Source organism: Pseudoxanthomonas sp. SORGH_AS_0997 (assembly GCF_031453535.1).
Classification (GTDB): Bacteria; Pseudomonadota; Gammaproteobacteria; order Xanthomonadales; family Xanthomonadaceae; genus Pseudoxanthomonas_A; species Pseudoxanthomonas_A winnipegensis.
The window spans coordinates 666,992-691,904 of record NZ_JAVIZI010000001.1 but is presented as its reverse complement, the minus strand read 5'-3'; the positions used below and the strand labels follow the sequence as shown (position 1 = coordinate 691,904).

Annotated in this window: 21 protein-coding genes, 1 pseudogene and 1 riboswitch; of the genes and pseudogenes, 10 read left to right on the top strand and 12 right to left on the bottom strand. The window is 70.6% G+C overall.

The window, feature by feature from the left end:
- Positions 1 to 10 precede the first annotated feature (10 nt).
- The gene (locus QE438_RS03225) at positions 11 to 502 is read right to left on the bottom strand and encodes a nicotinamide-nucleotide amidohydrolase family protein (protein ID WP_306992587.1); all 492 of its coding nucleotides are present in this window, start codon (positions 500 to 502) and stop codon (positions 11 to 13) included.
- Between the two features lie 173 nt (positions 503 to 675).
- Between QE438_RS03225 and QE438_RS03220 the strand changes: the two genes are divergently transcribed.
- Together QE438_RS03220 and QE438_RS03215 are read left to right on the top strand one after the other, a co-directional pair.
- The gene (locus QE438_RS03220) at positions 676 to 2,967 is read left to right on the top strand and encodes a glycoside hydrolase family 3 N-terminal domain-containing protein (RefSeq protein ID WP_306992589.1); all 2,292 of its coding nucleotides are present in this window, start codon (positions 676 to 678) and stop codon (positions 2,965 to 2,967) included.
- Between the two features lie 223 nt (positions 2,968 to 3,190).
- Positions 3,191 to 4,204: a transporter gene (locus QE438_RS03215; protein WP_130522169.1), complete on the top strand. Its 1,014-nt coding sequence runs from the start codon at positions 3,191 to 3,193 to the stop codon at positions 4,202 to 4,204.
- A 67-nt stretch (positions 4,205 to 4,271) separates the two neighbouring features.
- Here QE438_RS03215 and QE438_RS03210 read toward each other — a convergent pair whose 3' ends face one another.
- The 3 genes from QE438_RS03210 to QE438_RS03200 all read right to left on the bottom strand — a co-directional run bounded on the left by QE438_RS03210 (position 4,272) and on the right by QE438_RS03200 (position 6,702).
- Positions 4,272 to 5,108 (bottom strand): aldo/keto reductase, encoded by an 837-nt coding sequence (locus QE438_RS03210; RefSeq protein ID WP_306992591.1) that lies wholly within the window; start codon positions 5,106 to 5,108, stop codon positions 4,272 to 4,274.
- Positions 5,109 to 5,268: 160 nt separating this feature from the next.
- Positions 5,269 to 5,658 (bottom strand): OsmC family protein, encoded by a 390-nt coding sequence (locus tag QE438_RS03205; protein ID WP_306992593.1) that lies wholly within the window; start codon positions 5,656 to 5,658, stop codon positions 5,269 to 5,271.
- Positions 5,659 to 5,775: 117 nt separating this feature from the next.
- Complete coding sequence (locus tag QE438_RS03200) at positions 5,776 to 6,702, bottom strand: LysR family transcriptional regulator (RefSeq protein ID WP_306992596.1); 927 nt, start codon at positions 6,700 to 6,702, stop codon at positions 5,776 to 5,778.
- A 104-nt stretch (positions 6,703 to 6,806) separates the two neighbouring features.
- Here QE438_RS03200 and QE438_RS03195 point away from each other — a divergent pair.
- Both QE438_RS03195 and mutS read left to right on the top strand, forming a co-directional pair.
- Positions 6,807 to 7,809, top strand: a pseudogene (locus tag QE438_RS03195) (NAD-dependent epimerase/dehydratase family protein).
- 278 nt (positions 7,810 to 8,087) lie between these two features.
- The gene (gene mutS, locus QE438_RS03190) at positions 8,088 to 10,751 is read left to right on the top strand and encodes a DNA mismatch repair protein MutS (protein ID WP_306992598.1); all 2,664 of its coding nucleotides are present in this window, start codon (positions 8,088 to 8,090) and stop codon (positions 10,749 to 10,751) included.
- Between the two features lie 406 nt (positions 10,752 to 11,157).
- Here mutS and QE438_RS03185 read toward each other — a convergent pair whose 3' ends face one another.
- Together QE438_RS03185 and QE438_RS03180 are read right to left on the bottom strand one after the other, a co-directional pair.
- Complete coding sequence (locus QE438_RS03185; RefSeq protein WP_306992600.1) at positions 11,158 to 11,805, bottom strand: glutathione S-transferase family protein; 648 nt, start codon at positions 11,803 to 11,805, stop codon at positions 11,158 to 11,160.
- 68 nt (positions 11,806 to 11,873) lie between these two features.
- Positions 11,874 to 12,569, bottom strand: a complete 696-nt coding sequence (locus QE438_RS03180; RefSeq protein ID WP_306992602.1) for a YafY family protein — start codon at positions 12,567 to 12,569, stop codon at positions 11,874 to 11,876.
- A gap of 112 nt (positions 12,570 to 12,681) precedes the next feature.
- Between QE438_RS03180 and QE438_RS03175 the strand changes: the two genes are divergently transcribed.
- The 6 genes from QE438_RS03175 to QE438_RS03150 all read left to right on the top strand — a co-directional run bounded on the left by QE438_RS03175 (position 12,682) and on the right by QE438_RS03150 (position 21,544).
- Positions 12,682 to 13,299: a DUF937 domain-containing protein gene (locus tag QE438_RS03175; RefSeq protein WP_306992604.1), complete on the top strand. Its 618-nt coding sequence runs from the start codon at positions 12,682 to 12,684 to the stop codon at positions 13,297 to 13,299.
- Positions 13,300 to 13,460: 161 nt separating this feature from the next.
- Positions 13,461 to 15,653: a catalase/peroxidase HPI gene (gene katG, locus QE438_RS03170; protein WP_306992606.1), complete on the top strand. Its 2,193-nt coding sequence runs from the start codon at positions 13,461 to 13,463 to the stop codon at positions 15,651 to 15,653.
- A gap of 239 nt (positions 15,654 to 15,892) precedes the next feature.
- Entirely contained in the window at positions 15,893 to 17,032 is a 1,140-nt protein-coding gene (locus QE438_RS03165) for a phosphotransferase (protein ID WP_306992608.1), read from the top strand.
- Positions 17,033 to 17,075: 43 nt separating this feature from the next.
- Positions 17,076 to 17,171: riboswitch (TPP riboswitch) on the top strand.
- Between the two features lie 73 nt (positions 17,172 to 17,244).
- The gene (locus QE438_RS03160) at positions 17,245 to 19,419 is read left to right on the top strand and encodes a TonB-dependent siderophore receptor (protein ID WP_306992611.1); all 2,175 of its coding nucleotides are present in this window, start codon (positions 17,245 to 17,247) and stop codon (positions 19,417 to 19,419) included.
- A complete protein-coding gene (pnuC, locus tag QE438_RS03155) occupies positions 19,416 to 19,997 on the top strand; it encodes a nicotinamide riboside transporter PnuC (RefSeq protein WP_286577295.1) in 582 nt (193 codons plus the stop codon). The genes QE438_RS03160 and pnuC overlap by 4 nt, the downstream gene beginning before the upstream one ends.
- A 59-nt stretch (positions 19,998 to 20,056) precedes the next feature.
- Positions 20,057 to 21,544, top strand: coding sequence for an MATE family efflux transporter (locus QE438_RS03150; protein WP_306992614.1), 1,488 nt, complete (start codon positions 20,057 to 20,059; stop codon positions 21,542 to 21,544).
- A gap of 15 nt (positions 21,545 to 21,559) precedes the next feature.
- Here QE438_RS03150 and QE438_RS03145 read toward each other — a convergent pair whose 3' ends face one another.
- From QE438_RS03145 to rimM, 6 genes are all read right to left on the bottom strand, one after another.
- Positions 21,560 to 21,964 (bottom strand): RNA-binding S4 domain-containing protein, encoded by a 405-nt coding sequence (locus tag QE438_RS03145; protein WP_306992616.1) that lies wholly within the window; start codon positions 21,962 to 21,964, stop codon positions 21,560 to 21,562.
- Positions 21,957 to 22,220: a hypothetical protein gene (locus tag QE438_RS03140; RefSeq protein ID WP_306992618.1), complete on the bottom strand. Its 264-nt coding sequence runs from the start codon at positions 22,218 to 22,220 to the stop codon at positions 21,957 to 21,959. The genes QE438_RS03145 and QE438_RS03140 overlap by 8 nt, the downstream gene beginning before the upstream one ends.
- A 63-nt stretch (positions 22,221 to 22,283) precedes the next feature.
- Positions 22,284 to 22,568 carry a hypothetical protein gene (locus QE438_RS03135; protein ID WP_306992620.1) on the bottom strand — a complete coding sequence of 95 codons (285 nt, stop codon included), beginning with the start codon at positions 22,566 to 22,568 and terminating at the stop codon, positions 22,284 to 22,286.
- Between the two features lie 122 nt (positions 22,569 to 22,690).
- On the bottom strand, positions 22,691 to 23,095 hold the full coding sequence (gene rplS, locus QE438_RS03130; protein WP_130519020.1) for a 50S ribosomal protein L19: 405 nt from the start codon (positions 23,093 to 23,095) through the stop codon (positions 22,691 to 22,693).
- Between the two features lie 427 nt (positions 23,096 to 23,522).
- Positions 23,523 to 24,290, bottom strand: a complete 768-nt coding sequence (gene trmD / locus QE438_RS03125; protein ID WP_307184027.1) for a tRNA (guanosine(37)-N1)-methyltransferase TrmD — start codon at positions 24,288 to 24,290, stop codon at positions 23,523 to 23,525.
- A gap of 72 nt (positions 24,291 to 24,362) precedes the next feature.
- Positions 24,363 to 24,878, bottom strand: a complete 516-nt coding sequence (gene rimM / locus QE438_RS03120) for a ribosome maturation factor RimM (protein ID WP_306992623.1) — start codon at positions 24,876 to 24,878, stop codon at positions 24,363 to 24,365.
- Between the last annotated feature and the right edge of the window lie 35 nt (positions 24,879 to 24,913).

Sequence of the window (24,913 nt, the reverse complement as noted above, 5' to 3'; positions counted from 1 at the left end):
TGCGGCTTGTTCACAGCGCCTGACCCAGCCCGCTCAACGCCGCGGCCACGGTCTGGCGGCGCACCGCGTCGCGGTCGCCGTCGAAGTGGAACACCTGGGCGCGGGCGTAGCCGCCGCGCCGCTTCCAGCCGATCCACACCGTGCCCACCGGCTTGTCCTCGCTGCCGCCGCCGGGGCCGGCGATGCCGGTCACCGCCACAGCCACGCTGGCGCCGGAATTGACCAGCGCGCCGGAGACCATCTCGATCACCGTCTCGCGGCTGACCGCGCCGAAGGTCTCCAGGGTCTGCGGGCGCACGCCCAGCAGCGCCTGCTTGGCCTCGTAGCTGTAGGCGGCCATGCCGCAGTCGAACCAGGCCGAGGAGCCGGCGATGTCGGTCATGGCCTTGGCGATCCAGCCGCCGGTGCAGCTCTCGGCGGTGACCAGGCGGTCGCGCTGCTCGTGCAGGCGCTGGCCGACCGCGGTGGCCAGTTGGGTCAGTTCGGCATCGGAAGGCGGCATGGGGCGTCCAGGGTCAGGCAGGTCCGTTCCAGTATCCCAGATCGTCGGACCCGGCCCTATCGGGCGCGGCATCGTGCGATGCCGCGTGCGTTTTCCGTGTAAACGATTACATTTCACCACCTGACCCCGCCACCTACGTGGCCCGAACACGCTTAAGCCCTGGAGGGAGCGGCATGACCCAACACCGAATCACGCGGCGACAGCTGCTTACCGCCGCGGGCGCGGCCACCCTGCTCTCGCAGCTGCCGATGGGCCTTGCGCTGGGCCGCGCGCGCGACGGCGCGAAGACACCGGCCTTCATCGACGACCTGATCGGCCGCATGAGCCTGGTCGAGAAGGCCGGCCAGCTGACCCTGATGGCCTCGGCCAGCCAGAACGGCGCGGCCGCCGCGGCCAACCCGATCAGCAACACCTCGGCGGTGTCGGCGCAGGTGGCCGCGGTCAAGGCCGGCCAGCTGACCGGCGTGTTCAACAGCTCCAACGTGCTCTGGCACGAGCGCCTGCAGAAGGCCGCCATGCAGAGTCGGCTGAAGATCCCGATGCTGTTCGCCGCCGATGTCATCCATGGCTTCACCACGGTGTTCCCGGTGCCGCTGGGCGAGGCGGCGAGCTTCGAGCCGGAGCTGGCCCGACGCACCGCGCGCGCGGCGGCGATGGAAGCATCGGCGGTCGGCATCGACTGGACCTTCGCGCCGATGGTGGACATCGCCCGCGACGCGCGCTGGGGCCGCGGCGTGGAAGGCAGCGGCGAGGACGTGCTGCTGGGCCGGCGCATGGCGGCCGCGCGCGTGCATGGCTTCCAGGGCGAGCGCGGCCTGGCCGACCCCGAGGCCGTGGTCGCCTGCCCCAAGCATTTCTGCGTCTACGGCGCGGCCGAGGGCGGCCTGGACTACAACACCACCGACGTGTCCGAACGCGTGCTGCGGCAGACCTATTTCCCGCCGTTCCAGGCCGGCTTCGACGCCGGGGCGATGACCACGATGGCCTCGTTCAACGAGATCTCCGGCATCCCGGCCACGGCCAACCACTGGCTGCTGGACGATGTGCTGCGCGGGGAATGGGACTTCACCGGCGTGGTCGTCTCCGACTACACCGGCGATGAGGAACTGATCGCCCACGGCTTCGCCCGCGACGGGCGCGATGCGGCGCGGCTGGCGATCCTGGCCGGCGTGGACATGAGCATGCAGAGCGCGCTCTACCTCAAGCACCTGCCCTCGCTGGTGGAAAGCGGCGAGGTGCCGCTGGCGGTGGTCGACCGTTCGGTGCGGCGCGTGCTGCAGCTCAAGGCGCAGCTGGGTCTGTTCGACGATCCCTTCCGCCGGATCAAGCCATCGGCGCCCTCGCGCCAGCGCCTGCCCGAGACGCTGGAGCTGGCGCGCGAGGCCGCGCGCAAGTCGGTGGTGCTGCTGAAGAACGAGGACGACGTGCTGCCGCTGCGCACCAGCGGCCAGCGCATCGCCCTGATCGGCCCGCTGGCGCAGGACTGGGACAGCACCAAGGGCCCGTGGACGCTGTTCGAGGGCGACGATACGGGCAGCGACCTGGCCACCGGCATGAAGCAGACGCTGGCCGATCCTTCGCTGCTGCAGGTGGTGGCCGGCTGCGGCTACCAGAAGCCGCTGGCCGGCGGCGTGCAGGAGGCGGTGGCCGCCGCGCGCGCGGCCGACGTGGTGGTGATGGCCATCGGCGAATCGCGCGACGATTCGGGCGAGGCGCGTTCGCGCACCTCGATCACCGTGCCCCAGGTGCAGCAGGACCTGCTCGACGCGGTCGCGGCCACCGGCAAGCCGGTGGTGGTGGTGCTGGGCAACGGCCGCGCGCTGGCGCTGGGCAAGCTGGCGCCCAAGGCGCAGGCGGTGCTGGTGGGCTGGTATCTTGGCTCGCGTTCGGGCCTGGGGCTGTGCGATGTGCTGTTCGGCGCGCACGGGCCGTCGGCGCGCCTGCCGGTCAGCTTCCCGCGCGAGTCCGGCCAGGTGCCGTACTACTACGACCACAAGACCACCGGCCGGCCCGATCCGGAGCCGGAGAAGCTCAGCCCGTTCAAGACGCGCTACATGACCGCGCCCAACTCGGCGCTGTTCCCGTTCGGCCATGGGCTGACCTACGGGCGGATCGAATACGGCGGGCTGGATATCGGCAACGGCCGGCTGCCCGCCGACGGCGCGCTGACCGTGCGCGCCACGATCAGCAACCGCGGCAGCCGCGCGGCCGAGGAAGTGGTGCAGTTGTACGTGCACGACCGCGTGGCCAGCATCACCCGGCCGGTGCAGGAGCTGAAGGACTTCCGCAAAATCCGCCTGGAGCCCGGCGCCAGCGCGCAGGTCGAGTTCACCCTGCGCCGCGCCGACCTGCTGTTCATCGGCCAGGACCTCAAGCCCACGGTCGAGCCGGGCCTCTTCGATGTCTGGGTGGCGCCGTCGGCCGAGGTGAACGGGCTGCACGGGACGTTCGAACTGCTGGGCTGATCCCCGCATTGGGGGCCGCGGTCTCTTCACACCACGTCGCGGCCGCCCTGTAGAGCGGAGCTTGTGGCAATCCCATCTTGGGGACTCCGCTGCCCTTCGGCCGGATCGTGGGAGAGCGCCAGCGGAGCGAGCTCCGCTCTACAGGCGGCGCTTGTCGGTGGTGTCGCATGCGGGGCGGGTGGCTAGGCTACGCTTGCGCCTTCCGCTCCCCTCGCCCGCGCGCATGCCTCAACTCGAGCACTACGGTTCCAACGAAGACGGCTTGATCTGGGGCTACCGGTTCGTGCCCGGCCAGCCGGCCGAGGCGTTCGGCAGCGAGGCCGTCGATGCCTTCCTGGCCGATCCGCAGGCCCGCGCGCGCGGTGAGTTCCTGTGGCTGCACTTCTCGCTAGCCAACCAGGCCTCGCGGCGCTTCCTGGCCAACCGCCTGACCCTGCCGGAAGCCTTCCACGACTCGCTCGGCAGCGGCGTGGGCTCGACCCGGCTGGAGCTGGACGAGGGCGCGCTGGTGGCGGTGATCCACGACGTGCTGTTCGACTCCACCTTCGACGCGTCGGAGGTCGGCACCACCACGCTAAGCATCGCACCGCGGCTGGTGGTCAGCGCGCGGCTGCGGCCGCTGCGTTCGGTCGAGCAGCTGCGCACGGCGGTGCGCAACGGCCAGGACTTCCGCTCGCCGGTGGACCTGCTGGCGCATCTGCTGCGCGACCAGGCCAGCGTGCTGGGCGACATCGTGCGCAAGTCGACCGCGCGCGTGGACCAGATCGAGGACCGGCTGCTGGACAACCGCGTGGCCACCGACCGCAAGGAGCTGGGCGCGCTGCGCCGCTCGCTGGTGCGGCTGCAGCGCCTGCTGGCGCCCGAGCCGACCGCGCTGTTCCGGCTGTTGAACCGGCCGCCAGCCTGGATCAGCCGCGAGGACGTGATCGACCTGCAGCAGGCCGCCGAGGAGTTCTCCACCGCCGTGGGCGATTCGGCCTCGCTGGTCGAGCGGGTCAAGCTGATCCAGGAAGAGCTGGCCGCGCTGGTCAACGAGCAGAGCAGCCGCACGCTGTTCATCCTGACCGTGGTCACCGTGCTGGCGCTGCCGGTGAATCTGATCGCCGGCCTGTTCGGCATGAACGTGGGCGGCATGCCGCTGGCCAGCTCGGCGCACGGCTTCGCCGTGGTGGTGACCGGACTGGTGCTGCTGACCGCGGTGCTGGCTTGGCTGGCCTTCGGTCGGCGCGCGGATTAGGCGTTCGCAACGATTCGCTGACAGCGACGGAATTCGACGACGAACTCGAGGTGCGCGGCCAGCCGCCTCAGAGCATCTCCAGCGCGCGCTTGGCCCTTGGCGGCGGGAAGGCGCGGTCCAAGTCGGCCAGGTCCTCTTCGGTGAGCGTGAGCGACAGCGCGCCGGCGTTGTCCTCCACATGCGCGCGGCTGGCGGCCTTGGGGATGGCGATGACGCCCTGGCGGCGCAACACCCAGGCCAGCGCGACCTGGAGGTCGCTGGCGCTGTGGCGCCGGGCGATCTTCTGCAGCGCCGCGTGGCCCTTGAGCCGGCCCTGCTCCATCGGGCTGTAGGCCATCGCCGCGATCTGACGCTCTTCCAGCCACGGCAGCAGGTCGTATTCGGGCCCGCGCCGGGTGAGGTTGTAGAGAATCTGGTCGGTCGCGCAGTGCGTGCCGCCGGCGTCGATGAGTTCCTCCATGTCGTCCACATCGAGGTTGCTCACGCCCCAGTGGCGGATCTTGCCGGCCTGGCGCAGCGCCTGCATCGCCTCGACGGTCTCGGCCAGCGGCACCGAACCGCGCCAGTGCAGCAGGTACAGATCGATATGATCGGTGCCCAGGTGGCGCAGGCTGCGTTCGCACGCCTGCGGCAGGCGGCTGCGCGAGGCGTTCTGTGGGTAGGCCTTGCTGACCACGAACACGTCGTCACGCCGGCCCTGGATCGCCTCGCCGACCAGGCGCTCGGACGCGCCCTCGCCGTACATCTCGGCCGTATCGATCAGGCGCAGGCCCAGGTCGATGCCGCGCTGCAGGGCTTCGATCTCCGCCTTGCGCCGCGCCGGATCGTCGCCCATGTTCCAGGTGCCTTGGCCGAGAACCGGGACGTCCTGGCCGCCGAGTCGGGTGGTGGGGATGGGAGACATGGCGGAGCACCTGCGCTGCACGACGAGACTTGCCGTGCGGACGAACGTAACGCTCGAACGCTCAGCGAAGCGTGAGCGGCACGCGGACAATGTGTGCAGCAGCGAACATGCATCCGCGTCCCTCGCCCTCAGCATCACGAGAGCAGACAGGGCGTTGACCTCAAGCGCGCTCGCTGGTGATGGTGGCGCCCTCGCGCATCACTAGGGTGACCGGCGTACGTGCGACCACATCGAGCAGACGCGCCCACTGCGCATCGCTCAGCGCCGCCGAGGCGTGCAGCTTGCGATGCACGTGCAGCTTGCCGTCGGCGTCGCGCTCGGAGGACAGCTCGGCGCTGAATTCGCCCAGGTCCCAGCCCTTCTTCTGCGCGTACATGCGCAGCGTGATGGCGGTGCAGGCGGCCAGCGAGGCCAGATACAGATCGAACGGCGCCATGCCCTGATCCTGCCCGCCCAGCGCGGCCGGCTCGTCGGCGATCAGCGTATGATGCGCGGTGGAAATGTGGTGGGCGTAGTCGGTGCCGGTGGACTGGATGCGGACGTGGGACATGCGGGGCTCCTGTGGTTCATCGCCTGGTGGAAGACTGTGCCAGCTCGCCGCCAAACGGAACGGGCGAGCCGATGCGGGTCGTGCTGGCTGCGGTGCGCACTCGTTGATCCGCGCCGCTCATCGCCCGGCACCGCCGGAAGCGGAAACCGGACGCGACAGCGCGACATGCGCCTCCATGCAGGCCACCAGGGCGTCGAACACTGCCTTGCAGCGCCGGCTGCCGCGCAGGTCGCCGTGCATCGTGACCCAAGCCTCGAGCGGAAACGAGAACGCGTCGGGCAGCACGCGGACCAGGTTGGCATCGCGCCTTGCGAGCGCCACCTGGCAGGCGCCGATGCCGCAGCCGGCGCGGATCATGGCCAGCTGCGCCACATCGCTGTCGCTGCACAGCGCGAAGGCGTCGCGGTCCAGAAACGGGAAGCGCGCCGTGGCGGCACGCAGGAACGGCGTCTCGCGATCGAAGCCGATCAGGGCGTGCTGCTTCAGTCCGGCGAGCGTGGTCGGCGTCCCGTGCCGTTCGAGATAGTCGGCGTGGGCGAACAGCCCCAGTTCGATGCTGCCGACCCGGCGCGCGACCAGGGCCTGCTGCCGGGGCGGGGTCATGCGGATGGCGATATCGGCCTCGCGCTGCAGCAGGTCCTGCACTCGGTTGGTGGGCACCAGTTCGATCTTCAGCAGCGGGTGCTCATGACGCAGGCCTGCCAGCGCGTGCGGCAGCACTTCGATGCCGATGACCTCGCTGGCCGAGATGCGCACGGTGCCGCGGATGCCCTCGCCCTGACTGAGGGCTTCGCGCTCCAGGGCGGCGGCGGTGTTGCGCATGGCCTCGGCATGCCCCCGCAGCGCGACGGCGGCATCGGTCGGCACCAGGCCGGCCTGCGTGCGGGTGAACAGGGTCTGCCCGAAGGCGGTTTCCAGGGCGGTGATGTGCCGGCCGACGGTCGGCTGGGTGATGCCCAGGGCACGCGCGGCGCCGGACAGCGAACCTTCCGTCAGCACGGACAGCAGACTGCGGTAGTGCTCCCATCCGATCTTGTCGGCCATACAAAAATGTATAGCGGATCGATGGCGATCGGCAATTCACAGCCATCCGGATCTGGCCGACGCTGCCTGCCTCCCATCGACAGGAAGGAAGCAGCTCCATGGATATCTCTTCGAACAAACGAGCGCTGGTCCTGGGCGCCAGCGGCGGCATCGGCGGCGAAGTCGCTCGCCAGCTGCGCGATGCGGGCTGGCGCGTCCGGGCCCTCAAGCGCGGCCTGGACACGGTGACCGAGCAGTGCGATGGCATCACCTGGCAGCGCGGCGACGCGATGAACCGCGACGATGTCCTGAGCGCCGCGCGCGGCTGCCGGGCCATCGTCCATGCGGTCAATCCGCCGGGTTACCGCCATTGGGCGCAGCGGGTGCTGCCGATGGTGGACAACACCATCGCCGCCGCCATCGCCGAACGCGCCACGATCGTCCTGCCAGGCACGGTCTACAACTACGGCCCCGACGCGTTTCCCCTGATCGCCGAGGACGCCCCGCAGCATCCGACCAGCCGCAAGGGCGGCATCCGCGTGGAGATGGAGGACCGCCTGCACGCTGCCACCACGCGGGGGGGCGCGCGTGATCGTGGTGCGCGCCGGCGACTTCTTCGGGCCGCGCGCGGGCAACAGCTGGTTCTCGCAGGGTCTGGTCAAGCCGGGCCAGCCGGTGAAGAAGATCCTGCTGCCCGGAAAGCCAGGCGTCGGGCACCAATGGGCTTACTTGCCCGATGTGGCGCGGACGATGGTGGCGCTGCTCGGTCGCGGCGAGACCCTGGCGCCGTTCGCCCGCTTCCACATGGCCGGGCACTGGGACGCGGATGGAACCCGCATGGCACAGGCGATCCGCACCGTGGCCCGCAGGCACGGACAGGACCCGGCCGTGGCGGCCTTCCCCTGGTGGCTGACCTGGGTGCTGGCGCCGTTCGTCCCGACCCTGCGCGAGCTGCGGGAAATGCGGTACCTCTGGAACGCGCCGGTGCGTCTGGACGGCCGACACCTCGCGGCCGTCCTGGGCGAGGAGCCGCACACGCCACTGGAAGAGGCGGTGGAGGCGACGCTGGCCGGAATGGGCTGCATCCCCCGAACAGGCGCGTCGCCGGCGTCAGCGGGTGCCGGCTGATGCGGACACGCCTGCGGCTCGTCCTCCACGCAGCGACTCCATAAGAAGCCGTTGCGCAAATCCAGACGCAGCGCTGCGCCGACATCAGCCCCCACAGACACCCGGTTCCTGCCCCTCGGGGAAGGACGGGTGCGGTCAGCCGTTCTAAACTTGGCGCCCGGCGTGTCCGCCGACGCCGGGCGCCGCGACAGGCGCATCGCCTGATGCCAAGGGCGCCCCAGCCCCCAGCCGCCGCCTCGCCTCGCGCCCAGCCTGACCGCTCCCCCACCGAGAACCCGATGTTGCAGTCCACCGATTCAGCAGCCAAACCGAGCAACAGCAAGGGCGCCGTCGAGCACACGCCCCTGATGAAGCAGTTCTTCGCGGCCAAGTCCGAGTATCCGGACCTGCTGCTGTTCTTTCGCATGGGCGACTTCTACGAGCTGTTCTACGACGACGCGCGCAAGGCCGCGCGGTTGCTGGACATCACCCTGACCCAGCGCGGCAGCTCGGGCGGCGCGCCGATCCCGATGGCCGGCGTGCCGGTGCATGCCTACGAGGGGTATCTGGCGCGGCTGGTGGCGCTGGGCGAGTCGGTGGCGATCTGCGAGCAGATCGGCGACCCGGCCCTGGCCAAGGGCCTGGTCGAACGCAAGGTGGTGCGCATCGTCACCCCGGGCACGGTCACCGACGAGGCGCTGCTCAACGAGCGCCGCGACACGCTGCTGATGGCGCTCGCGCGCGGCAAGGCCGGCTACGGGCTGGCGTGGGCGGATCTGGCCGGCGGGCGCTTCCTGGTCAACGAGGTCGAATCCGACGACGCGCTGGAGGCCGAGCTGGCACGCCTGGAGCCGGCCGAACTGCTGGTTCCCGACGAGGAAGGCTGGCCGGCGTTCCTGGCCGGGCGCAGCGGCGTGCGCCGGCGCGCGCCGTGGCTGTTCGATGCCGACAGCGGCCGGCGCCAGCTGCTGCAGTTCTTCAAGCTGCACGACCTGACCGGCTTCGGCATCCAGGACCGGCCGCAGGCCATCGCCGCCGCCGGCGCGCTGCTGGGCTATGTCGAGGAGACGCAGAAGTCGCAGCTGCCGCATCTGAGCGCCATCGCGCTGGAGCCCTCGGCCGAGGCGATCGCCATGAACGCCGCCACGCGCCGCCACCTTGAGCTGGACACGCGCGTGGACGGCGATGTGCGCCACACGCTGCTGGGCATCCTGGACAGCACGGTCACGCCGATGGGCGGGCGCCTGCTGCGCCGCTGGCTGCATCGCCCGCTGCGCGCGCACGACGTGCTGAACCAGCGCCACCACGCCGTGGAGACCCTGATCGAGCGCGGCACCGCGAACGACCCCACGACCAGCGTCGGCCAGGCGCTGCGCGAGGCCTTCCGCGCCTTCGGCGATGTCGAACGCATCCTCACCCGCGTGGCGCTGCGCTCGGCGCGCCCGCGCGACCTGTCCACGCTGCGCAACAGCCTGGCGCTGCTGCCGCGCCTGCGCGAACTGCTCGCGCCGCTGGATTCGCCGCGCCTGGCGGCGCTGGCCGCGGCCATGGGCGAACACGACGCCACCGCGCATCTGCTGGTCAGCGCCGTGGCCGAGCAGCCGCCGCTCAAGCTCACCGATGGCGGCGTGCTGGCCGAAGGCTTCGACGCCGAACTGGACGAACTGCGCCAGCTGTCGACCAACGCCGACCAGTTCCTGATCGACCTGGAGGCGCGCGAACGCGCCTCCAGCGGCATCGCCACGCTGAAGGTCGGCTACAACCGCGTCCACGGCTACTACATCGAGATCAGCAAGGGCCAGGCCGACAAGGCGCCGGTGCACTACACCCGCCGCCAGACGCTGACCAATGCCGAGCGCTACATCACCGAGGAACTCAAGGCCTTCGAGGACAAGGTGCTGTCCGCGCGCGAACGTGCGCTGGCCCGCGAGCGGGTGCTGTACGAGCAGCTGCTGGATGCGCTGGGCGAAGTGCTCGAGCCGCTCAAGCGCTGCGCGGCGGCGCTGAGCGAACTGGACGTGCTGTGCGCCTTCGCCGAGCGCGCTCAGGAGCTGGACTGGACCCGACCCGAACTGCTCGAGGCACCCTGCCTGCTGATCGAACGCGGCCGCCATCCGGTGGTCGAGGCCGTGCGCAACGAGCCGTTCGAGCCCAACGACCTGCGCCTGGACGGCAGCGACACCGCCGCGGCGCGGCGGATGCTGGTGATCACCGGCCCGAACATGGGCGGCAAGAGCACCTATATGCGCCAGAACGCGCTGATCGTGCTGTTGGCGCATATCGGCAGCTTCGTGCCGGCCAGTCGCGCGCAGATCGGGCCGATCGACCGCATCCTCACCCGCATCGGCGCCGGCGACGATCTGGCCCGCGGCCAGTCGACCTTCATGGTGGAAATGGCCGAGACCAGCTACATCCTGCACCACGCCACGCGCCACTCACTGGTGCTGATGGACGAGATCGGCCGCGGCACCTCGACCTACGACGGCCTGGCGCTGGCCGATGCGGTCGCGCGCCATCTGGCCGCGGTCAACCGCTGCTACACGCTGTTCGCCACGCACTACTTCGAGCTGACCGCGCTGGCCGACGAGAGCGTGGAAGGCGGGCCCAGCGGCATCGCCAACGTGCATCTGGATGCGATCGAGCACGGCGAATCGCTGGTGTTCATGCATGCGGTCAAGGACGGCGCGGCCAACCGCAGCTTCGGCCTGCAGGTCGCCGCGCTGGCCGGCCTGCCGCGCAGCACGTTGAACCAGGCGCGCCGCCGCCTGGCCGAACTGGAACGGCGCGGCAGCGACACCCACGCCTCGAAGATGGCGCCGCAGGCGCTGGACGCGCCGCAGCAGTTCGGCCTGTTCGCCGCCGCGCCCTCGGCCGCGCAGGAAGCCCTGGCCGCGCTCGATCCGGACGAACTCAGCCCCAAGCAGGCGCTGGAGGCGCTGTACCGGTTGAAGGCGCTGCTGTAGCGAGCGCGAATCGCTGTTGAGGACCGCTCCGGTGGGAGCCGACGTCGTGGGAAAAACACGAGGGATCGGCTTGGCGAGAGCCGCTGTCCCTTCCGATCACATCGTCGCTACTTGTAGAGCGGAGCTTGCTCCGCTGCGTTTCGATCAGATCCAGGTGAAAGCCCCGGCGGAGCAAGCTCCGATGCGTTTTCGATCGGATCTTCGGGGAAGCCTCAGCGGAGGTAGAGCGGAGCTTGCTCCGCTGCGTTTCGATCAGATCGAGGGGAAAGTCCCGGCGGAGCAAGCTCCGATGCGTTTTCGATCGGATCTTCGGGGAAGCCTCAGCGGAGCAAGCTCCGCTCTACAAGTGGGGGCCGCCAGTAGCCAGAAGACGGCCGCCACGGCGGCTCCCGCGGAGAACGGTCGATCAGGCAGAGACGCTCGCGGGCATGTTCGGGTTGGGATGCTGGGGGATGAGCGCGTTGTCGAGCTCGCCTGCGCGCAGCGCCGCCGGGCGCCCGGTATGGGCCTTGGCGAAGGCGACGAAGGCCGGGCGCGACTCCAGCTCGCCGGTGCGCAGGTAGTAGCCCAGGCAAGCGGCCACATACAGATCGGCCGCGGTGAAGTGGTCGCCCGCCAGGTGGGTGCGGCCATTCACGGCCTGCTCCAACGTGTCCAGCAGCGTGCCCTCCTCGCCGTAGCCGGCATCGAACGCCGACGCCAGCGTGCCGCTGTGCTTGGCGGTCAGGAAGGCCTCGAACGGCCCGGCCATGAAGAACAGCCAGCGCAGGTAGGCCGCGCGCTCGGGCGAGTCTTCCGGCGGTGCCAGGCGGCGCTCGGGCACCAGCTCGGCCAGGTAGGCGCAGATGGCCGCGTTCTCGGTGACGATGGCCTCGCCATGGCGCAGCGCCGGCACCTTGCCCATCGGGTTGATCGCCAGGTACTCGGGCGACTTCATCGGCGCGCCGAAGTCGATGATCTTCGCTTCGTACGGCAGGCCGGTCTCCTCGATCATCCAGCGCGCCACGCGGCCACGGGACATCGGGTGGGTGTAGAGGATCAGGGGTTCTTGCATGACGGCGCTCCGCTGTGGATGAGCCGCCAGTGTCCTCAGCCCCTGCTGACAGCCACTGTCAGCAGCGCTCAGCGCACCGCGGACGCCGGCTTGAGCTGCGCACGCCAGCGCTTGATCAGCGCGTGGCGCTGGGCCGGATAGCGCTGGCCGGTGTCCACCAGCCACTGCATGCGGTCGGCGCGGAAATGGCGGAAGTCGCCGCGCAGTTCGCACCAGGCCGCCAGCAGACGCCTGTCGTCGAGGAAGGCCATCGCGAACGGCCACAGCGTGCGCTCGCTGTCGCGTCCCTCGCCGTCGCGATAGCACACGCGCACCGCATGCCCGGCGCGGATGGCCAGGCGCAGCGCCGGCAGCCACGGCTCGGGCAGCGGCGGCGTCCACTCCGGGGCGAACAGGCCGCTGGTCTCCACCTCCAGCCGAAGTCGCGCCGGCAGTACGCGGGTGACCCGCTCCATCGCGCGCTGCGCGGCGGCGGCCAGCTCGGGATCGGCATGCGCGGCGACCCAGCGCGCGCCCAGCACCAGCGCCTCGAGTTCTTCCTCGCCGAAGTTGAGCGGCGGCAGCAGGAAGCCGGGCCGCAGCAGATAGCCCACGCCCGGATCGCCGGCGATGTCGGCGCCCTGGTCGCGCAGGGTGGCGATGTCGCGATACACCGTGCGCAGGCTGACGCCGAGCTGCTCGGCCAGGCGCGCGCCGGCCACAGGGTGGCGCCGGCCGCCGAGGGCGTCGAGCAGGTGCAGCAGGCGCGTGGCGCGGGCGGTCATCCCGCCAGCATAGAGACTGGCACGCACGCGCCGGCACCTGCGCGCGTTAACCCCGCCGCAATCCGCTTTGGGCTAACGTCCACGCCCCAATCCCTGACGGCGGAGCCGCACGATGACCTCTTCCCTTTCCGGCATGGCCGAAGCCCTGTTCCAGCAGTTGCAGGGCGCGCCCGTGCAGCAGATCTCCGCGCAGCTGGGGACCGCACCGGCCCAGACCCAGGACGCCATCGCCACCGCGCTGCCGCTGCTGCTCGGCGCGCTGGGCCGCAACGCCCAGCAGCCGCAGGGTGCCGAGGCGCTGCTCGGCGCGCTGCAGCGCGACCACGCCGGGGCGGCCTCGGGCTTCGACCTGGGCGGACTGCTCGGCTCGGTGCTCGGCGGCGGCGCCGGTCCGCAGACCGACGGTGCCGGCATCCTCGGCCACATCTTCGGCGGCAGCACACCGACGGCGGCGAGCGGGCTGGGCCAGGCGACCGGCCTGGGCGGCGAGAAGGCCAACCAGCTGTTGGCGCTGCTGGCGCCGATCGTGATGTCCTACCTGGCCCAGCGTTTCCTCGGCAACGGCCAGGGCGACGCCTCGCAGCTGGGCCAGGCGCTGGGCCAGGAGCACGCGCAGGTGCAGCAGTCCGGCGGCCTGCTGGGCAAGGTGCTCGACCAGGACGGCAACGGCCAGCTGGACCTGGGCGATCTGATGAAGCTGGGCGGCGGCCTGTTCGGCGGCTCGCGCTGAGGGCGCGCACCCGGCGTTGAGCCGGTAGGCGCCGCGCGTGGCGAGCGCGCGGCGCTCTTACGATAGCGACTGCCTATCGTAAAGTTCAAATCTATCGACTATTCATAGTCATCAAGGGCCGATACCGTTGCCGCATCTTTCCACGCAACGAGCCAGCGCCCATGAGCACGCCCAGCGACAACGCCACCCCCGCCCCGGTCGAGGCCCCGACCCCCGCTCCGGCCAAGTGCCCGTTCCACGAGGCGCCGCTGCAGGTTGCCGGCGGCGGCACCGGCAACCGCGACTGGTGGCCCAAGCAGCTGCGCGTGGACCTGCTCAACCAGCACTCCAACCGCTCCAATCCGCTGGGCGAGACGTTCGACTACCGCGCCGAGTTCGCCAAGCTGGACTACAGCGCGCTCAAGGCCGACATCCGCCGCGTGCTGACCGATTCGCAGGCCTGGTGGCCGGCCGACTGGGGCACCTACGCCGGCCTGTTCATCCGCATGGCCTGGCATAGCGCCGGCACCTATCGCATGGTCGATGGCCGCGGCGGCGCCGGGCGCGGCCAGCAGCGCTTCGCCCCGCTCAACAGCTGGCCGGACAACGTCAGCCTGGACAAGGCCCGGCGCCTGCTGTGGCCGGTCAAGCGCAAGTACGGCCAGCAGATTTCCTGGGCCGACCTGATGGTCCTGGCCGGCAACGTCGCGCTGGAGAGCAGCAGCTTCCGCACCTTCGGCTTCGGCGCCGGGCGCGAGGACGTGTGGGAGCCGGACCTGGACGTGAACTGGGGCGATGAGACCACCTGGCTGGCCCACCGCGACCCGGAAAGCCTGGCACAGAACCCGCTGGCCGCCACCGAGATGGGCCTGATCTACGTCAATCCGGAAGGCCCCAACGCCAGTGGCGATCCGGCCTCGGCCGCGGCCGCCATCCGCGCCACCTTCGGCAACATGGCCATGGACGATGAGGAGATCGTCGCCCTGATCGCCGGCGGCCATACCCTGGGCAAGACCCACGGCGCCGGCGCCGCCGACCACGTCGGCCTGGACCCGGAAGCGGCCGACCTGGAGGCCCAGGGCCTGGGCTGGCACAGCAAGTTCGGCAGCGGCGTGGGCGCCGATGCGATCACCTCCGGCCTGGAGGTGGTGTGGTCGCAGACCCCGACCCAGTGGAGCAACCACTTCTTCGAGAACCTGTTCAAGTTCGACTGGGTGCAGACCCGCAGCCCGGCCGGGGCGATCCAGTTCGAGGCCAAGGACGCGGACGCGCTGATTCCCGACCCGTTCGACCCGTCGAAGAAGCGCAAGCCGACCATGCTGGTCACCGACCTGACCCTGCGCTTCGATCCGGAGTTCGAGAAGATCTCGCGCCGCTTCCTGGGTGACCCGCAGGCCTTCAACGAAGCCTTCGCCCGCGCCTGGTTCAAGCTGACCCACCGCGACATGGGCCCGAAGGCGCGCTACCTCGGCCCGGAAGTGCCGGCCGAAGACCTGATCTGGCAGGACCCGCTGCCGGCGCCGGTGCACCAGCCCGGCGCGGCCGACATCGCCGCGCTGAAGGACCAAATCGCCCAGTCCGGGCTGTCGGTGAGCGAGCTGGTGTCGGTGGCCTGGGCCTCGGCCTCGACCTTCCGCGGTGGCGACAAGCGCGGCGGCGCCAACGGCGCGCGTCTGGCCCTGGCCCCGCAGAAGGACTGGGCGGTCAACGCCGGCGCCGTGGCCGCGCTGCCTACCCTGCAGGCGATCCAGCAGGCCTCCGGCAAGGCCTCGCTGGCCGATGTGATCGTGCTGGCCGGCGTGGTCGGCATCGAGAAGGCGGCGGCCGCGGCCGGCGTCCAGATCGAAGTGCCCTTCACCCCCGGCCGCGTCGATGCGCGCCAGGACCAGACCGACGTGGCGTCCTTCGAGGCGATGGAGCCTATCGCCGATGGCTTCCGCAACTACCGGCGCCTGCCCGGCGGCCCGACCACCGAGACGCTGCTGATCGACAAGGCCCAGCAGCTGACCCTGACCGCGCCGGAGCTGACCGTGCTGATCGGTGGCCTGCGCGTGCTGGGCGCCAACGTGGACGACTGCGCGCACGGCGTGCTGACCGATCGGGTCGGCGTGCTGAGCAACGACTTCTTCGTCCACCTGCTGGACATGGGCACCGAGTGGAAGCCGACCTCCAAGGAGACCTACGAGGGCCGCGACCGCGCCACCGGCGAGATCCAGTGGACGGCCAGCCGCGCCGACCTGGTGTTCGGTTCCAACGCCGTCCTGCGCGCCCTGGCCGAGGTCTATGCCAGCGACGATGCCAGGCAGAAGTTCGTGCACGACTTCGTGGCGGCGTGGACCAAGGTGATGGAGCTGGACCGCTTCGACCTGAAGTAAGTCCCGAACGCGCAGCTCCGCAACGCTCGGCGCAGCGCGTCGATCGCACGACACCGCCCCTCCCCTTTGCGCAACGCGCAAGGGGGAGGCCGGGAGGGGGTGCTCTTCGCGGGAATCGCCCGACCTCGGATGCTCTCGCCCCGCGGGTCCGCACCACCACCCGCCTCAAACCGCAACGACCAGCACCCTCCCCGCCTTGCCGCACAATACCGGGCCGATGCCACGCGCCCGTTCCCGCCATGAGTGATGCCTCCCACCGCGTGCATGGCGTGGGCCCCGAAGACGCCGCGCCGGACTGGCCGCCGCTGCGCGCCGACGAAGTCGACACCCTCCTGGCCGCCTACCCGCCGCTGGCCGCAGGCCCGCACCGCATCACCTGGCACAGCCCGCGTCCCCTGTCGGCCGCCGCCCTGGTGGAGACCGCGCACGGCCCGCTCTTCATCAAGCGACACCATCGCAACGTACGCAGCGCCAATGGCCTGGAAGAGGAACATCGCTTCATGGCGCATCTGCGCGACCGCGGCCTGCCAGTGGTCGAGGTGTTCGCCGACGCGCACGGCCGCACCGCGCATGCGCACGGCGACTGGACCTATGAAGTGCACCGCGCCGGCATCGGCGCGGACCTGTATCGCGAGACCACCTCGTGGACGCCGCTGACCGACCTGGCACAGGCGCGGCAGCTGGGCGCGATGCTCGCGCGGCTGCATCTGGCCGCGGCCGACTACACCGCGCCCCAGCGCGGCACGCATCTGCTGGTCGCACGCGACGACCTGATCCGCGCGGACGATCCCATCGCCGCGCTGCAGGCGCAGCTCGCACAGCGCCCGGCGCTGGCCGAATGGCTGCGCACACGCCACTGGCAGGCCGACTTCGAACGCCACCTGCTGCCCTGGCATGCCGGCCTTGCCGAAGCCCTGCGCGAGGAGCCGCGCCTGTGGGCGCATAACGACCTGCACGTCTCCAATCTGCTCTGGCAGACCCAGGCCGATGCGCCGCGCATCAGCAGCGTGCTCGACTTCGGCCTGGCCTCGCCGACCGGCGCGCTGTTCGACCTGGCCACCGCGATCGAACGCAACGCCATCGCCTGGCTGTCGCTGGAAGACGGCCTGAACGCCGCCCACGTGGACACCGCGCTGGCCCTGCTCGCAGGCTATCGCACGGTGGCGCCCCTGGCGCCGGATCGGGTGCGCTTGCTGGCCGATCTGCTGCCGCTGGTGCACCTGGATTTCGCCCTGTCCGAGGTCGAGTACTTCCACGCTATCACCCACGCCCCCGACAACGCGCAGGTGGCCTACGCGACCTTCCTGCTCGGCCATGCGGACTGGTTCGCCAGCGCGGCGGGCCAGGCCCTGCTGCAGGCGCTGCGCGCGGCCGCCTGAGACGCAGGGTGTGCAAATCGACGCCGAATGGTGTCCAATGCGCACTCTGAAGCGGGGGTGCCCGGCGTTGCCGGGCTGAGAGAGTCCCTTGGAACCTGATCCGGTTTGCACCGGCGTAGGGAGCTTTGAGCAGCACGGCAGGCACGCCCGGCAACGGCGTGCGCCGTGCGCGCCGTCGCTTCGTCCTTGAGCCCTTGCCTGGTGACGAACCGATGAACCGCCCACGCTCCACCCTGCTGCTGTCCTGCCTGCTGTCCTCCGCCGCGCTGCCGCTGCACGCGCAACAGCAGACCGACGACTCCGCTTCCGCCGCCAAGGCCACCGATCTTGCGACCGTGCAGGTCAAGGGCCAGACCCAGGCCACGCCGACCAGCCAGTCCAACAGCTTCGGTCCCGGCAGCTGGCGCGACACGCCGGCGTCGATCAACGTGCTGACCCGCGCCCTGATCGACGCGCGCCAGCCGCGCAGCCTGAGCGAGCTGGCGCACAACGACGCCTCGCTGGGCGACAGCTACGCGGCGGCCGGCTACTACCAGGACGTGTCGATCCGCGGCTTCGCGCTCGATCTGGCCACCGGCCTGCGCTTCAACGACCTGTCCATCGCCGGCGAGCAGCGCCTGGCGCTGGAGAACATCGCCCAGGTGGAGATCCTCAAGGGCGAGGCCGGCCTGACCGCCGGGATCATGGCGCCCGGTGGCATCCTCAACTTCGTGGCCAAGCGTCCCGAGCGCGTGCAGGAGCTCACCCTGGGCACCGATTCGCATGGCTCGCGCTACACCGCCGTGGACTGGGGCCGCTGGCTGACGCCGAGCTTCGGGCTGCGCTTCAACGCGGCCTGGGAAGACACGCATTCCTACATCGAGCACCTCGATGGCCGGCGCAATTTCTATTCGCTGGCCGCCGACTGGCTGATCGGCGACAAGGGCAAGCTGGAGCTGGACGGCAACTACCAGACCAGCTCGCAACGCTCGGCCTCGGGCTACCAGTTGCTGGGCGGCGACGCCCTGCCGCCGCATCCCAGCGCGACCAAGCTGCTCGGCTACCAGCCCTGGGCACAACCGGTGGCGATCCAGACCACCAATCTCACCGCCCGCTACCGCTACCAGTTCAACGCCGACTGGCAGGGCAGCGTGGCGCTCGGCAGCAGCCGCAGCGTGATCGACGACAACGTGGCCTTCGCCTACGGCTGCTTCTATGCACCGCAGTGCGCCGATGGCAGCGTGCCGGGCAACTACTTCGCGCCCAACGGCGACTACGACGTCTACGACTATCGCAGCCCGGACGACACGCGCCACAACCAGCAGCTGCGCGCGCAGCTGCAGGGCAAGTTCCAGACCGGCGCGCTGCAGCATCAGCTGACCGTCGGCGTGGACGGCTATCGGCGCACGGTCGATCGCCGCCAGGACGTGTACGACTACGTCGGCACGGCCAACATCGATCAGGACACGCCGGTGTTCGCGCCCTCGCCCAACATGCCCGGCCCGTCCGCGCGCCGGTTGGATGACAAGCAGCGCGCGCTGTTCGCGCTGGACCGCATCACGCTGGGCGAGGGCTGGCAGTGGCTGGCCGGCGGGCGCTGGGTCCGGCTCACCGAGACGGCCAACGACAGCGAAGGCGTGCGCGAGCGCCGCACCCGGCTGAGCACCTTCCTGCCGCAGACCGCGCTGCTATGGCAGGCCACGCCGCGGCTCAACGCCTACGTCAGCTACAGCGAAGGCCTGTCGCTGGGACAGGAGGCGCCGTACTGGACCTCCAATGCCGACAGCTTCCTGCCGCCGCTGCAGTCGCGCCAATGGGAGAGCGGCGTGAAGTTCGCCGCCAGCGATGCGCTGGACCTGGGCGCGGCGCTGTTCCGGATCCGCCAGCCGTTCCAGTACGCGATGCCCGACGCCAGCGAGGCCGGCTACACCTTCGTCCAGCGCGGCGGGCAGGTGCACACCGGCCTGGAGCTCACCGCCAACGGCAGGCTGACCGAACAGCTGCGCATCGTCGCCAGCGCCAGCGTGCTGCGCGCGCGCGCCGACGACAGTGGCACGCCCGCGGTCGACGGCCATCAGCTGATCAACGTGCCCAAGGCGCGTGCCAGCGTGTTCCTCGACTACCAGCTGCAGTCGCTGCCCGCCCTGAGCCTCAACGCCGGCTGGCGCTATGCCGCCGCCAACGTCGCCACGCCCGATGGCGCGCTGCGCGTGCCGGCCTATCACGTGTTCGACGCCGGGCTGCGCCTGCGCAGCCGGATCGGCGGCCAGGCGCTGACCTGGCGGCTGTCGGTGGACAACGTGTTCGACAAGTTCTACTGGCGCGACACCGGCAGCAGCGGCGGCGACTACTACCTGTTCCCCGGCGCGCCGCGGCTGGCGCGCCTGACCGTGACCTGGGCGTTGTGAACATCGACGCGCTGGAATGGATCGGCGCGGCGGTCAGCGTGGCCGCGGTGTGGCTGGCCGCGCGCCGCCACATGCTGGGCTGGCCTGTGGGCCTGGCCTCGGTGGCGCTGTATGCGCTGGTGTTCGTCGATGCCCGGCTGTACTCCGATGCGCTGCTGCAGGTCGCCTTCGCCGGCTTCATCGTCTACGGCTGGCGGCGCTGGAAGGCCAACCTGGACGACGACGGCCTGGTGCGCGTGGCCACGCTCGCGCCGGGCGCGGCGCTGCGCGACCTGGGGCTGGGCGCGCTCGGCGCGCTGCTGCTGGGCTTTTGCATGCACCGCTACACCGACGCGGCGCTGCCGTGGCTGGATGCGGCGCTGACCGCCTTCAGCCTGGTGGCGCAGTGGTGGCAGGGCCGCCGCCACGTGGCCGCGTGGTGGCTGTGGATCGTGCTGGATCTGATCTACGTCGGGCTGTACCTGTTCAAGTCGCTCGAGGTGACCGCGGCGCTGTACCTGGGCTTCGTCGGCCTGGCGGTGATGGGCCTGCGCCAGTGGCGCCGGGCGGCCCAGGCCGCGCCGCTGCCGGCGGCTTGACTGACGCGACGGTCAGGCGATGGTAGGGTGCCGGACCCTCGCCGGCCCCTGCTGTCTCCATGCCCGCACCTGCCGCCCCCCCACGTTCGCTGACCGAAGGCCCGATCGGCCGCAGCCTGTGGCTGTTCTCGCTGCCGATCCTGGGCGGCAACGTGGCCCAGTCCTTGAACGGCTCGGTCAACGCGGTGTGGATCGGCAAGTTCCTGGGCGAATCGGCGCTGACCGCCACGGCCAACGCCAACAGCATCCTGTTCTTCCTGATCGGCTCGGTGTTCGGCATCGGCATGGCCGCCACCATCCTGATCGGCCAGGCGATCGGCGCGGGCAACATCGCCCGCGCGCGCCAGGTGTTCGGCACCAGCGCGAGCTTTTTTATCGGCCTGTCGGTGCTGATCGCCTGTACCGGCGTGTGGACCGCGCGCCATCTGCTGGCGGCGATGGGCACGCCGGCCGATTCGCTGCCGCTGGCCGAAAGCTATCTGCGCGTGATCTTCCTGGCGATACCGCTGGTCTACGCCTTCGCCTTCCTCTCGGCGGCGCTGCGCGGCGCGGGCGATGCCAAGACGCCGTTCCGCTATCTGCTGCTGGCCGTGGTGCTGGACTGCGCGCTGGACCCGGTGCTGATGCTCGGTCTGGGGCCATTCCCGAAGCTGGGCATCGCCGGCGCGGCCTGGTCGACGCTGATCACCCAGGCCATCGCGCTGCTGGCCATGCTGATCGCGTTGCGCCGCCGACGCCACGTGCTGTGGCTCGGGCGCAAGGATCTGGGCCTGTTCCGCATCGACCCGGCCATCCTCAAGTCGCTGGTCACCAAGGGCGTGCCGATGGGCCTGCAGATGGTGCTGGTGTCGCTGGCGATGATCGCCATGATGACCCTGGTCAACCGCTTCGGCACCGACACGGCCGCCGCCTACGGCGCGGCGCTGCAGACCTGGGCCTACGTGCAGATGCCGGCCATGGCCATCGCCGCGGCGGTGTCCTCGATGGCCGCGCAGAACGTGGGCGCGCAGCGCTGGGACCGCGTCTCGGCGATCGCGCGCACCGGCGTGCTGTTCAACTTCCTGATGACCGGCGCGCTGATCGCGCCGCTGATCCTGCTCGACCACTGGACCTTCGGCCTGTTCCTGGCCCCGGGCAGCGCCGCCTTCGACACGGCGCGCCATCTCAACCACATCGCGATCTGGTCGTTCCTGTTCTTCGGGGTGATGTTCGTGCTGTCCGGCGTGGTGCGCTCGACCGGCGCGGTGATCCCGCCGCTGATCATGCTGGTGATCTCGCTGTGGGGCATCCGCGTGCCGTTCGCCAAGCTGCTGCAGCCCTCGCTGGGCGCCGATGCGGTGTGGTGGAGCTTTCCGACCAGTTCGCTGTGCTCGATGCTGATGTCCATCGCCTATTACCGCTGGGGCGGCTGGCGCAAGGCGCGCATGGGCGCGGCCGATACGCGCACCATCGCCGTGCCCTCAGAGGTGCCGGCAAGCCCGCCCTCGCCGGTGGCCGATCCGGCCGATCCGGACCGCGCGCCGGAGGATGTCCTGCAGAAATCCTGATCGCCTCGCGCGCGCTCAGAGCGCGTCGATGTCGCCCAGCGCCTGGATCAGCCGACGCGCGCGCTTGTCCGGCTTGCTCTCCGGCGGCCGATAGCCGCTGCGCTCCGCCGCGCGCAGCGCGCGCGCCTCGACCCGCCGCTGCCGCGATGCTTCGGTTTCCTGATACAGCGCCTGCGCCACCGGCGCCGGGCCGCGCTGGTCGGACAGTCCGCATACGGCGATCTCGAAGCATTCCTCGCCGCGCTGCACGCGCAGCGCATCGCCCACCCGCACCGTGCGCGAGGGCTTGGCGCGCTGCCCGCCGATCTCCACCTTGCCCAGGCCCACCGCGTCCTTGGCCAGGGCGCGGGTCTTGAAGAAGCGTGCGGCCCACAGCCACACGTCCAGGCGCACCGCCTGCGGGACGACGGGCTCAGTCATGCTTTCCAGAGAAGTCCGGCTTGATCGGCTGGCTCGTGCGCGGGCCGGGCTCGTCCCAGGCCTGCGGATGGCAGGGATCGCGCACCATCGTGCCCGCCGAGGATCGCGCCAGCGTGTCGGCCGCCGAGGACGAGGCGACCTGGCATTCGGGCCGGTCGGCCGGCCGCAGCGCGGTCGCATCGTCGCGCGCCTGGTGGCTGGCGCAGGCCGACAGCAGCAACAGCGCGGCGGCCAGCGAGGTTCCCTGCAGTTTCATCTTCGTGTTCCTGTGCATGCGTGCTCTCTTCCACGTGCAAGTGGGCGACGCGGTGCGTGAAGCTCACGTGCCCGGCTTGTTGCCGAAGCGGATCTCGGCGTGCGATTCGGTGTCGCGCTGGCAGGCCTGCGTCATATGCGCATCGCGCACGCCCTGCTCGAACGCCTGGCCATGCTTGCCGTCGCGGATCTTGTCCGGGAACGGCGGCTGGTTGGCAGCGTCGCGCGCCTGCAGCTGGCATTCGTAGGCGATGTTCGGGCCGTCCAGGCCGTTGGTGCTGGCGCAGCCGGCCAACCCCAGCGCCAGGCCAACGCCGGCGATCCACTTGGTATTGAGACTGCGTGACATCCCATCCTCCTTCCGTGGGCGCGCCGGGCCGCACCGGTGCGCGGCGCTGAAAACAAGAAACCCGGCACGAGAGCCGGGTTTCGAGCTTAGCGCGGCGCAAGCCGGGCGAATGTGCCGAAGGCTTACTCGGCAGCGGCAGCCTGGCGGGCAGCCTTGGCGGCGGCAGCGGCGGCCAGGTCTTCCTTGATGCGGGCGGCCTTGCCCTGCAGACCGCGCAGGTAGTACAGCTTGCCGGCGCGGACCTTGCCGCGGCGCTTGACTTCGACCGAGTCGATGGTCGCGCTGTGGGTCTGGAACACGCGCTCGACGCCGTAGCCGTGCGAGATCTTGCGCACGGTGAAGGCGGAGTTCAAGCCGGCGTTCTTCTTGGCGATGACCACGCCTTCGTAGGCCTGCACGCGCTCGCGGTTGCCTTCCTTCACCTTCACATTGACGACGACGGTGTCACCCTGACTGAACTGCGGCAGCTCGCGGGAAATCTGGGCGGACTCGAACTCCGCGATGATGGACTTGTTCAACTTGCTCATGGTGGCACCGATTCAATGTTCGGGTGGGTGTGTCGGGTCTCGACAACAAGGGCTGATGCAGTCGCGAGAAGTCGCTGCACGTTTATCGTGATCTTGCGGCCCGCCCAGGCCGAGCGGCCCGCGGGAACTGCGCATTGTAGACGAAATTTCCGGCGCGTGGTAGGGCCCGTCATCTCTTCCCGGGTAGGTCGCGTTGGCGCTGCAAGGCCGTCAGGTTTGCGTCGCGCGGCGTAGGCTTGACCGGCCGTCAGGCCAAGCCGCGCGGCGCGAAGATGGCGGCCTTGCAGCGCCAACCCGGAGGGCCGCCCTTGCGCGCACCCGGGACAGCGTCATTGCTCGGTCGTGGACGGACGTCCACTCCCTCCCGCTTCCTTGCCCCGGGCACGCGCAAGGGCGGCGCGACCTGCCCGGGAAGGGATGACGGGCCCTAGTCGCCCTGCCCCTCGCCTTCGGCGGCGTGCTCGGCCCGGAAGGCCTCCAGCAGCTTGCGATCGGCCTTGGACAGCGCGGCCTCGTCCAGCAGGTCGGGCCGCCGCAGCCAGGTCCGGCCCAGCGACTGCTGCCGGCGCCAGCGCGCGATGGCGGCATGGTTGCCCGACCGCAGCACCTCGGGCACCTCGCCCCAGGCGTGGCTGGCCGGGTGCGTGTAGTGCGGGCAGTCCAGCAGCCCGGCCTCGCCTTCGAAGCTGTCCTGGGCGGCGGATTCGGCGTCGTTGAGCGCCCCGTCCTGCAGGCGGGTGACCGCGTCGATCAGCACCGCCGCGGCCAGCTCACCTCCGGAGAGCACGTAGTCGCCGATGGAGATCTCCTCGTCGACTTCGTGCGCCAGGAAGCGCTCGTCCACGCCCTCGTAGCGGCCGCACAGCAGCACCAGCCGCGGCAGCGCGGCCAGTTCGCGCACGCGTGCCTGGGTCAGCGGCCGGCCCTGCGGGCTCAGGTAGATCACCGGCGCCGGCGCCGGATCGGCCTGACGGACCTCGTCCAGGCAGGCGCGCAGCGGCTCGATCAGCATCACCATGCCCGGGCCGCCGCCGAACGGACGGTCGTCCACGCGGCGGTAGTTGCCGGCGGCGTAGTCGCGCGGATTCCAGCCCTGCAAGGCCAGCAGCCCACGTTCGCGCGCACGACCGACCACGCCATAGCCGGCGCTCTGGTCGATGAACTCGGGAAACAGGCTGATGACGTCGATGCGCATGGGCGAGCGGTGAGCCAAGACGAGCGGGATGGAGCCTAGTAGAGCACTACGCTCACTCCTCTCCACTCGTTCCTAGAACTCCGGGTCCCAGTCCACGCCCACCACGCCGGCCTCGAAGTCCACGCGGGTCACGAAGTCCGGCTGGATGAACGGGATCAGCCGGTCCTTGTCGCCCCGCGCCACCAGCACATCGTTGGCGCCGGTGGAGAACAGGTGCGAGACCGTGCCGAAGTCGCGGCCGTCGGCGTTGATCACGCGCAGGCCTTCCAGGTCGACCCAGTAGTACTCGTCGGGCTGGGGCGGCGGCAGCGCGCTGCGCGGCACGGCGATCTCCAGCCCGACCATCGTCTCGACCGCATCACGGTCCTCGACGCCGGGGAAGCTGGCGATCAGGTGCTTGCCCGAAGGCTTGCCGCGCACGCCGGACAGCTCGCGCTCGCGGCCGGCCGCATCGCGCAGGGTCCAGGGCTGGTAGCGGAAGATGGCTTCGCGCGGCTCGGTCCAGGACTCGATCTTGACCTGGCCACGCACGCCGAACGCGCCGACCACCCTGCCCAGCAGGATGCGGCGCGTTGCGTTCTCACTCATTGCGAGAAGACCGGCCGCGCCAGGCGCGACCGCAG

What these genes read in the sequence shown, in the direction of transcription:
- QE438_RS03225 (WP_306992587.1), bottom strand. Translation starts at nt 502, where the DNA reads ATGCCGCCTTCCGATGCCGAACTGACCCAACTGGCCACCGCGGTCGGC.
- QE438_RS03220 (WP_306992589.1), top strand. Translation starts at nt 676, where the DNA reads ATGACCCAACACCGAATCACGCGGCGACAGCTGCTTACCGCCGCGGGC.
- QE438_RS03215 (WP_130522169.1), top strand. Translation starts at nt 3,191, where the DNA reads ATGCCTCAACTCGAGCACTACGGTTCCAACGAAGACGGCTTGATCTGG.
- QE438_RS03210 (WP_306992591.1), bottom strand. Translation starts at nt 5,108, where the DNA reads ATGTCTCCCATCCCCACCACCCGACTCGGCGGCCAGGACGTCCCGGTT.
- QE438_RS03205 (WP_306992593.1), bottom strand. Translation starts at nt 5,658, where the DNA reads ATGTCCCACGTCCGCATCCAGTCCACCGGCACCGACTACGCCCACCAC.
- QE438_RS03200 (WP_306992596.1), bottom strand. Translation starts at nt 6,702, where the DNA reads ATGGCCGACAAGATCGGATGGGAGCACTACCGCAGTCTGCTGTCCGTG.
- mutS (WP_306992598.1), top strand. Translation starts at nt 8,088, where the DNA reads ATGTTGCAGTCCACCGATTCAGCAGCCAAACCGAGCAACAGCAAGGGC.
- QE438_RS03185 (WP_306992600.1), bottom strand. Translation starts at nt 11,805, where the DNA reads ATGCAAGAACCCCTGATCCTCTACACCCACCCGATGTCCCGTGGCCGC.
- QE438_RS03180 (WP_306992602.1), bottom strand. Translation starts at nt 12,569, where the DNA reads ATGACCGCCCGCGCCACGCGCCTGCTGCACCTGCTCGACGCCCTCGGC.
- QE438_RS03175 (WP_306992604.1), top strand. Translation starts at nt 12,682, where the DNA reads ATGACCTCTTCCCTTTCCGGCATGGCCGAAGCCCTGTTCCAGCAGTTG.
- katG (WP_306992606.1), top strand. Translation starts at nt 13,461, where the DNA reads ATGAGCACGCCCAGCGACAACGCCACCCCCGCCCCGGTCGAGGCCCCG.
- QE438_RS03165 (WP_306992608.1), top strand. Translation starts at nt 15,893, where the DNA reads ATGAGTGATGCCTCCCACCGCGTGCATGGCGTGGGCCCCGAAGACGCC.
- QE438_RS03160 (WP_306992611.1), top strand. Translation starts at nt 17,245, where the DNA reads ATGAACCGCCCACGCTCCACCCTGCTGCTGTCCTGCCTGCTGTCCTCC.
- QE438_RS03150 (WP_306992614.1), top strand. Translation starts at nt 20,057, where the DNA reads ATGCCCGCACCTGCCGCCCCCCCACGTTCGCTGACCGAAGGCCCGATC.
- QE438_RS03145 (WP_306992616.1), bottom strand. Translation starts at nt 21,964, where the DNA reads ATGACTGAGCCCGTCGTCCCGCAGGCGGTGCGCCTGGACGTGTGGCTG.
- QE438_RS03140 (WP_306992618.1), bottom strand. Translation starts at nt 22,220, where the DNA reads ATGAAACTGCAGGGAACCTCGCTGGCCGCCGCGCTGTTGCTGCTGTCG.
- QE438_RS03135 (WP_306992620.1), bottom strand. Translation starts at nt 22,568, where the DNA reads ATGTCACGCAGTCTCAATACCAAGTGGATCGCCGGCGTTGGCCTGGCG.
- rplS (WP_130519020.1), bottom strand. Translation starts at nt 23,095, where the DNA reads ATGAGCAAGTTGAACAAGTCCATCATCGCGGAGTTCGAGTCCGCCCAG.
- trmD (WP_307184027.1), bottom strand. Translation starts at nt 24,290, where the DNA reads ATGCGCATCGACGTCATCAGCCTGTTTCCCGAGTTCATCGACCAGAGC.
- rimM (WP_306992623.1), bottom strand. Translation starts at nt 24,878, where the DNA reads ATGAGTGAGAACGCAACGCGCCGCATCCTGCTGGGCAGGGTGGTCGGC.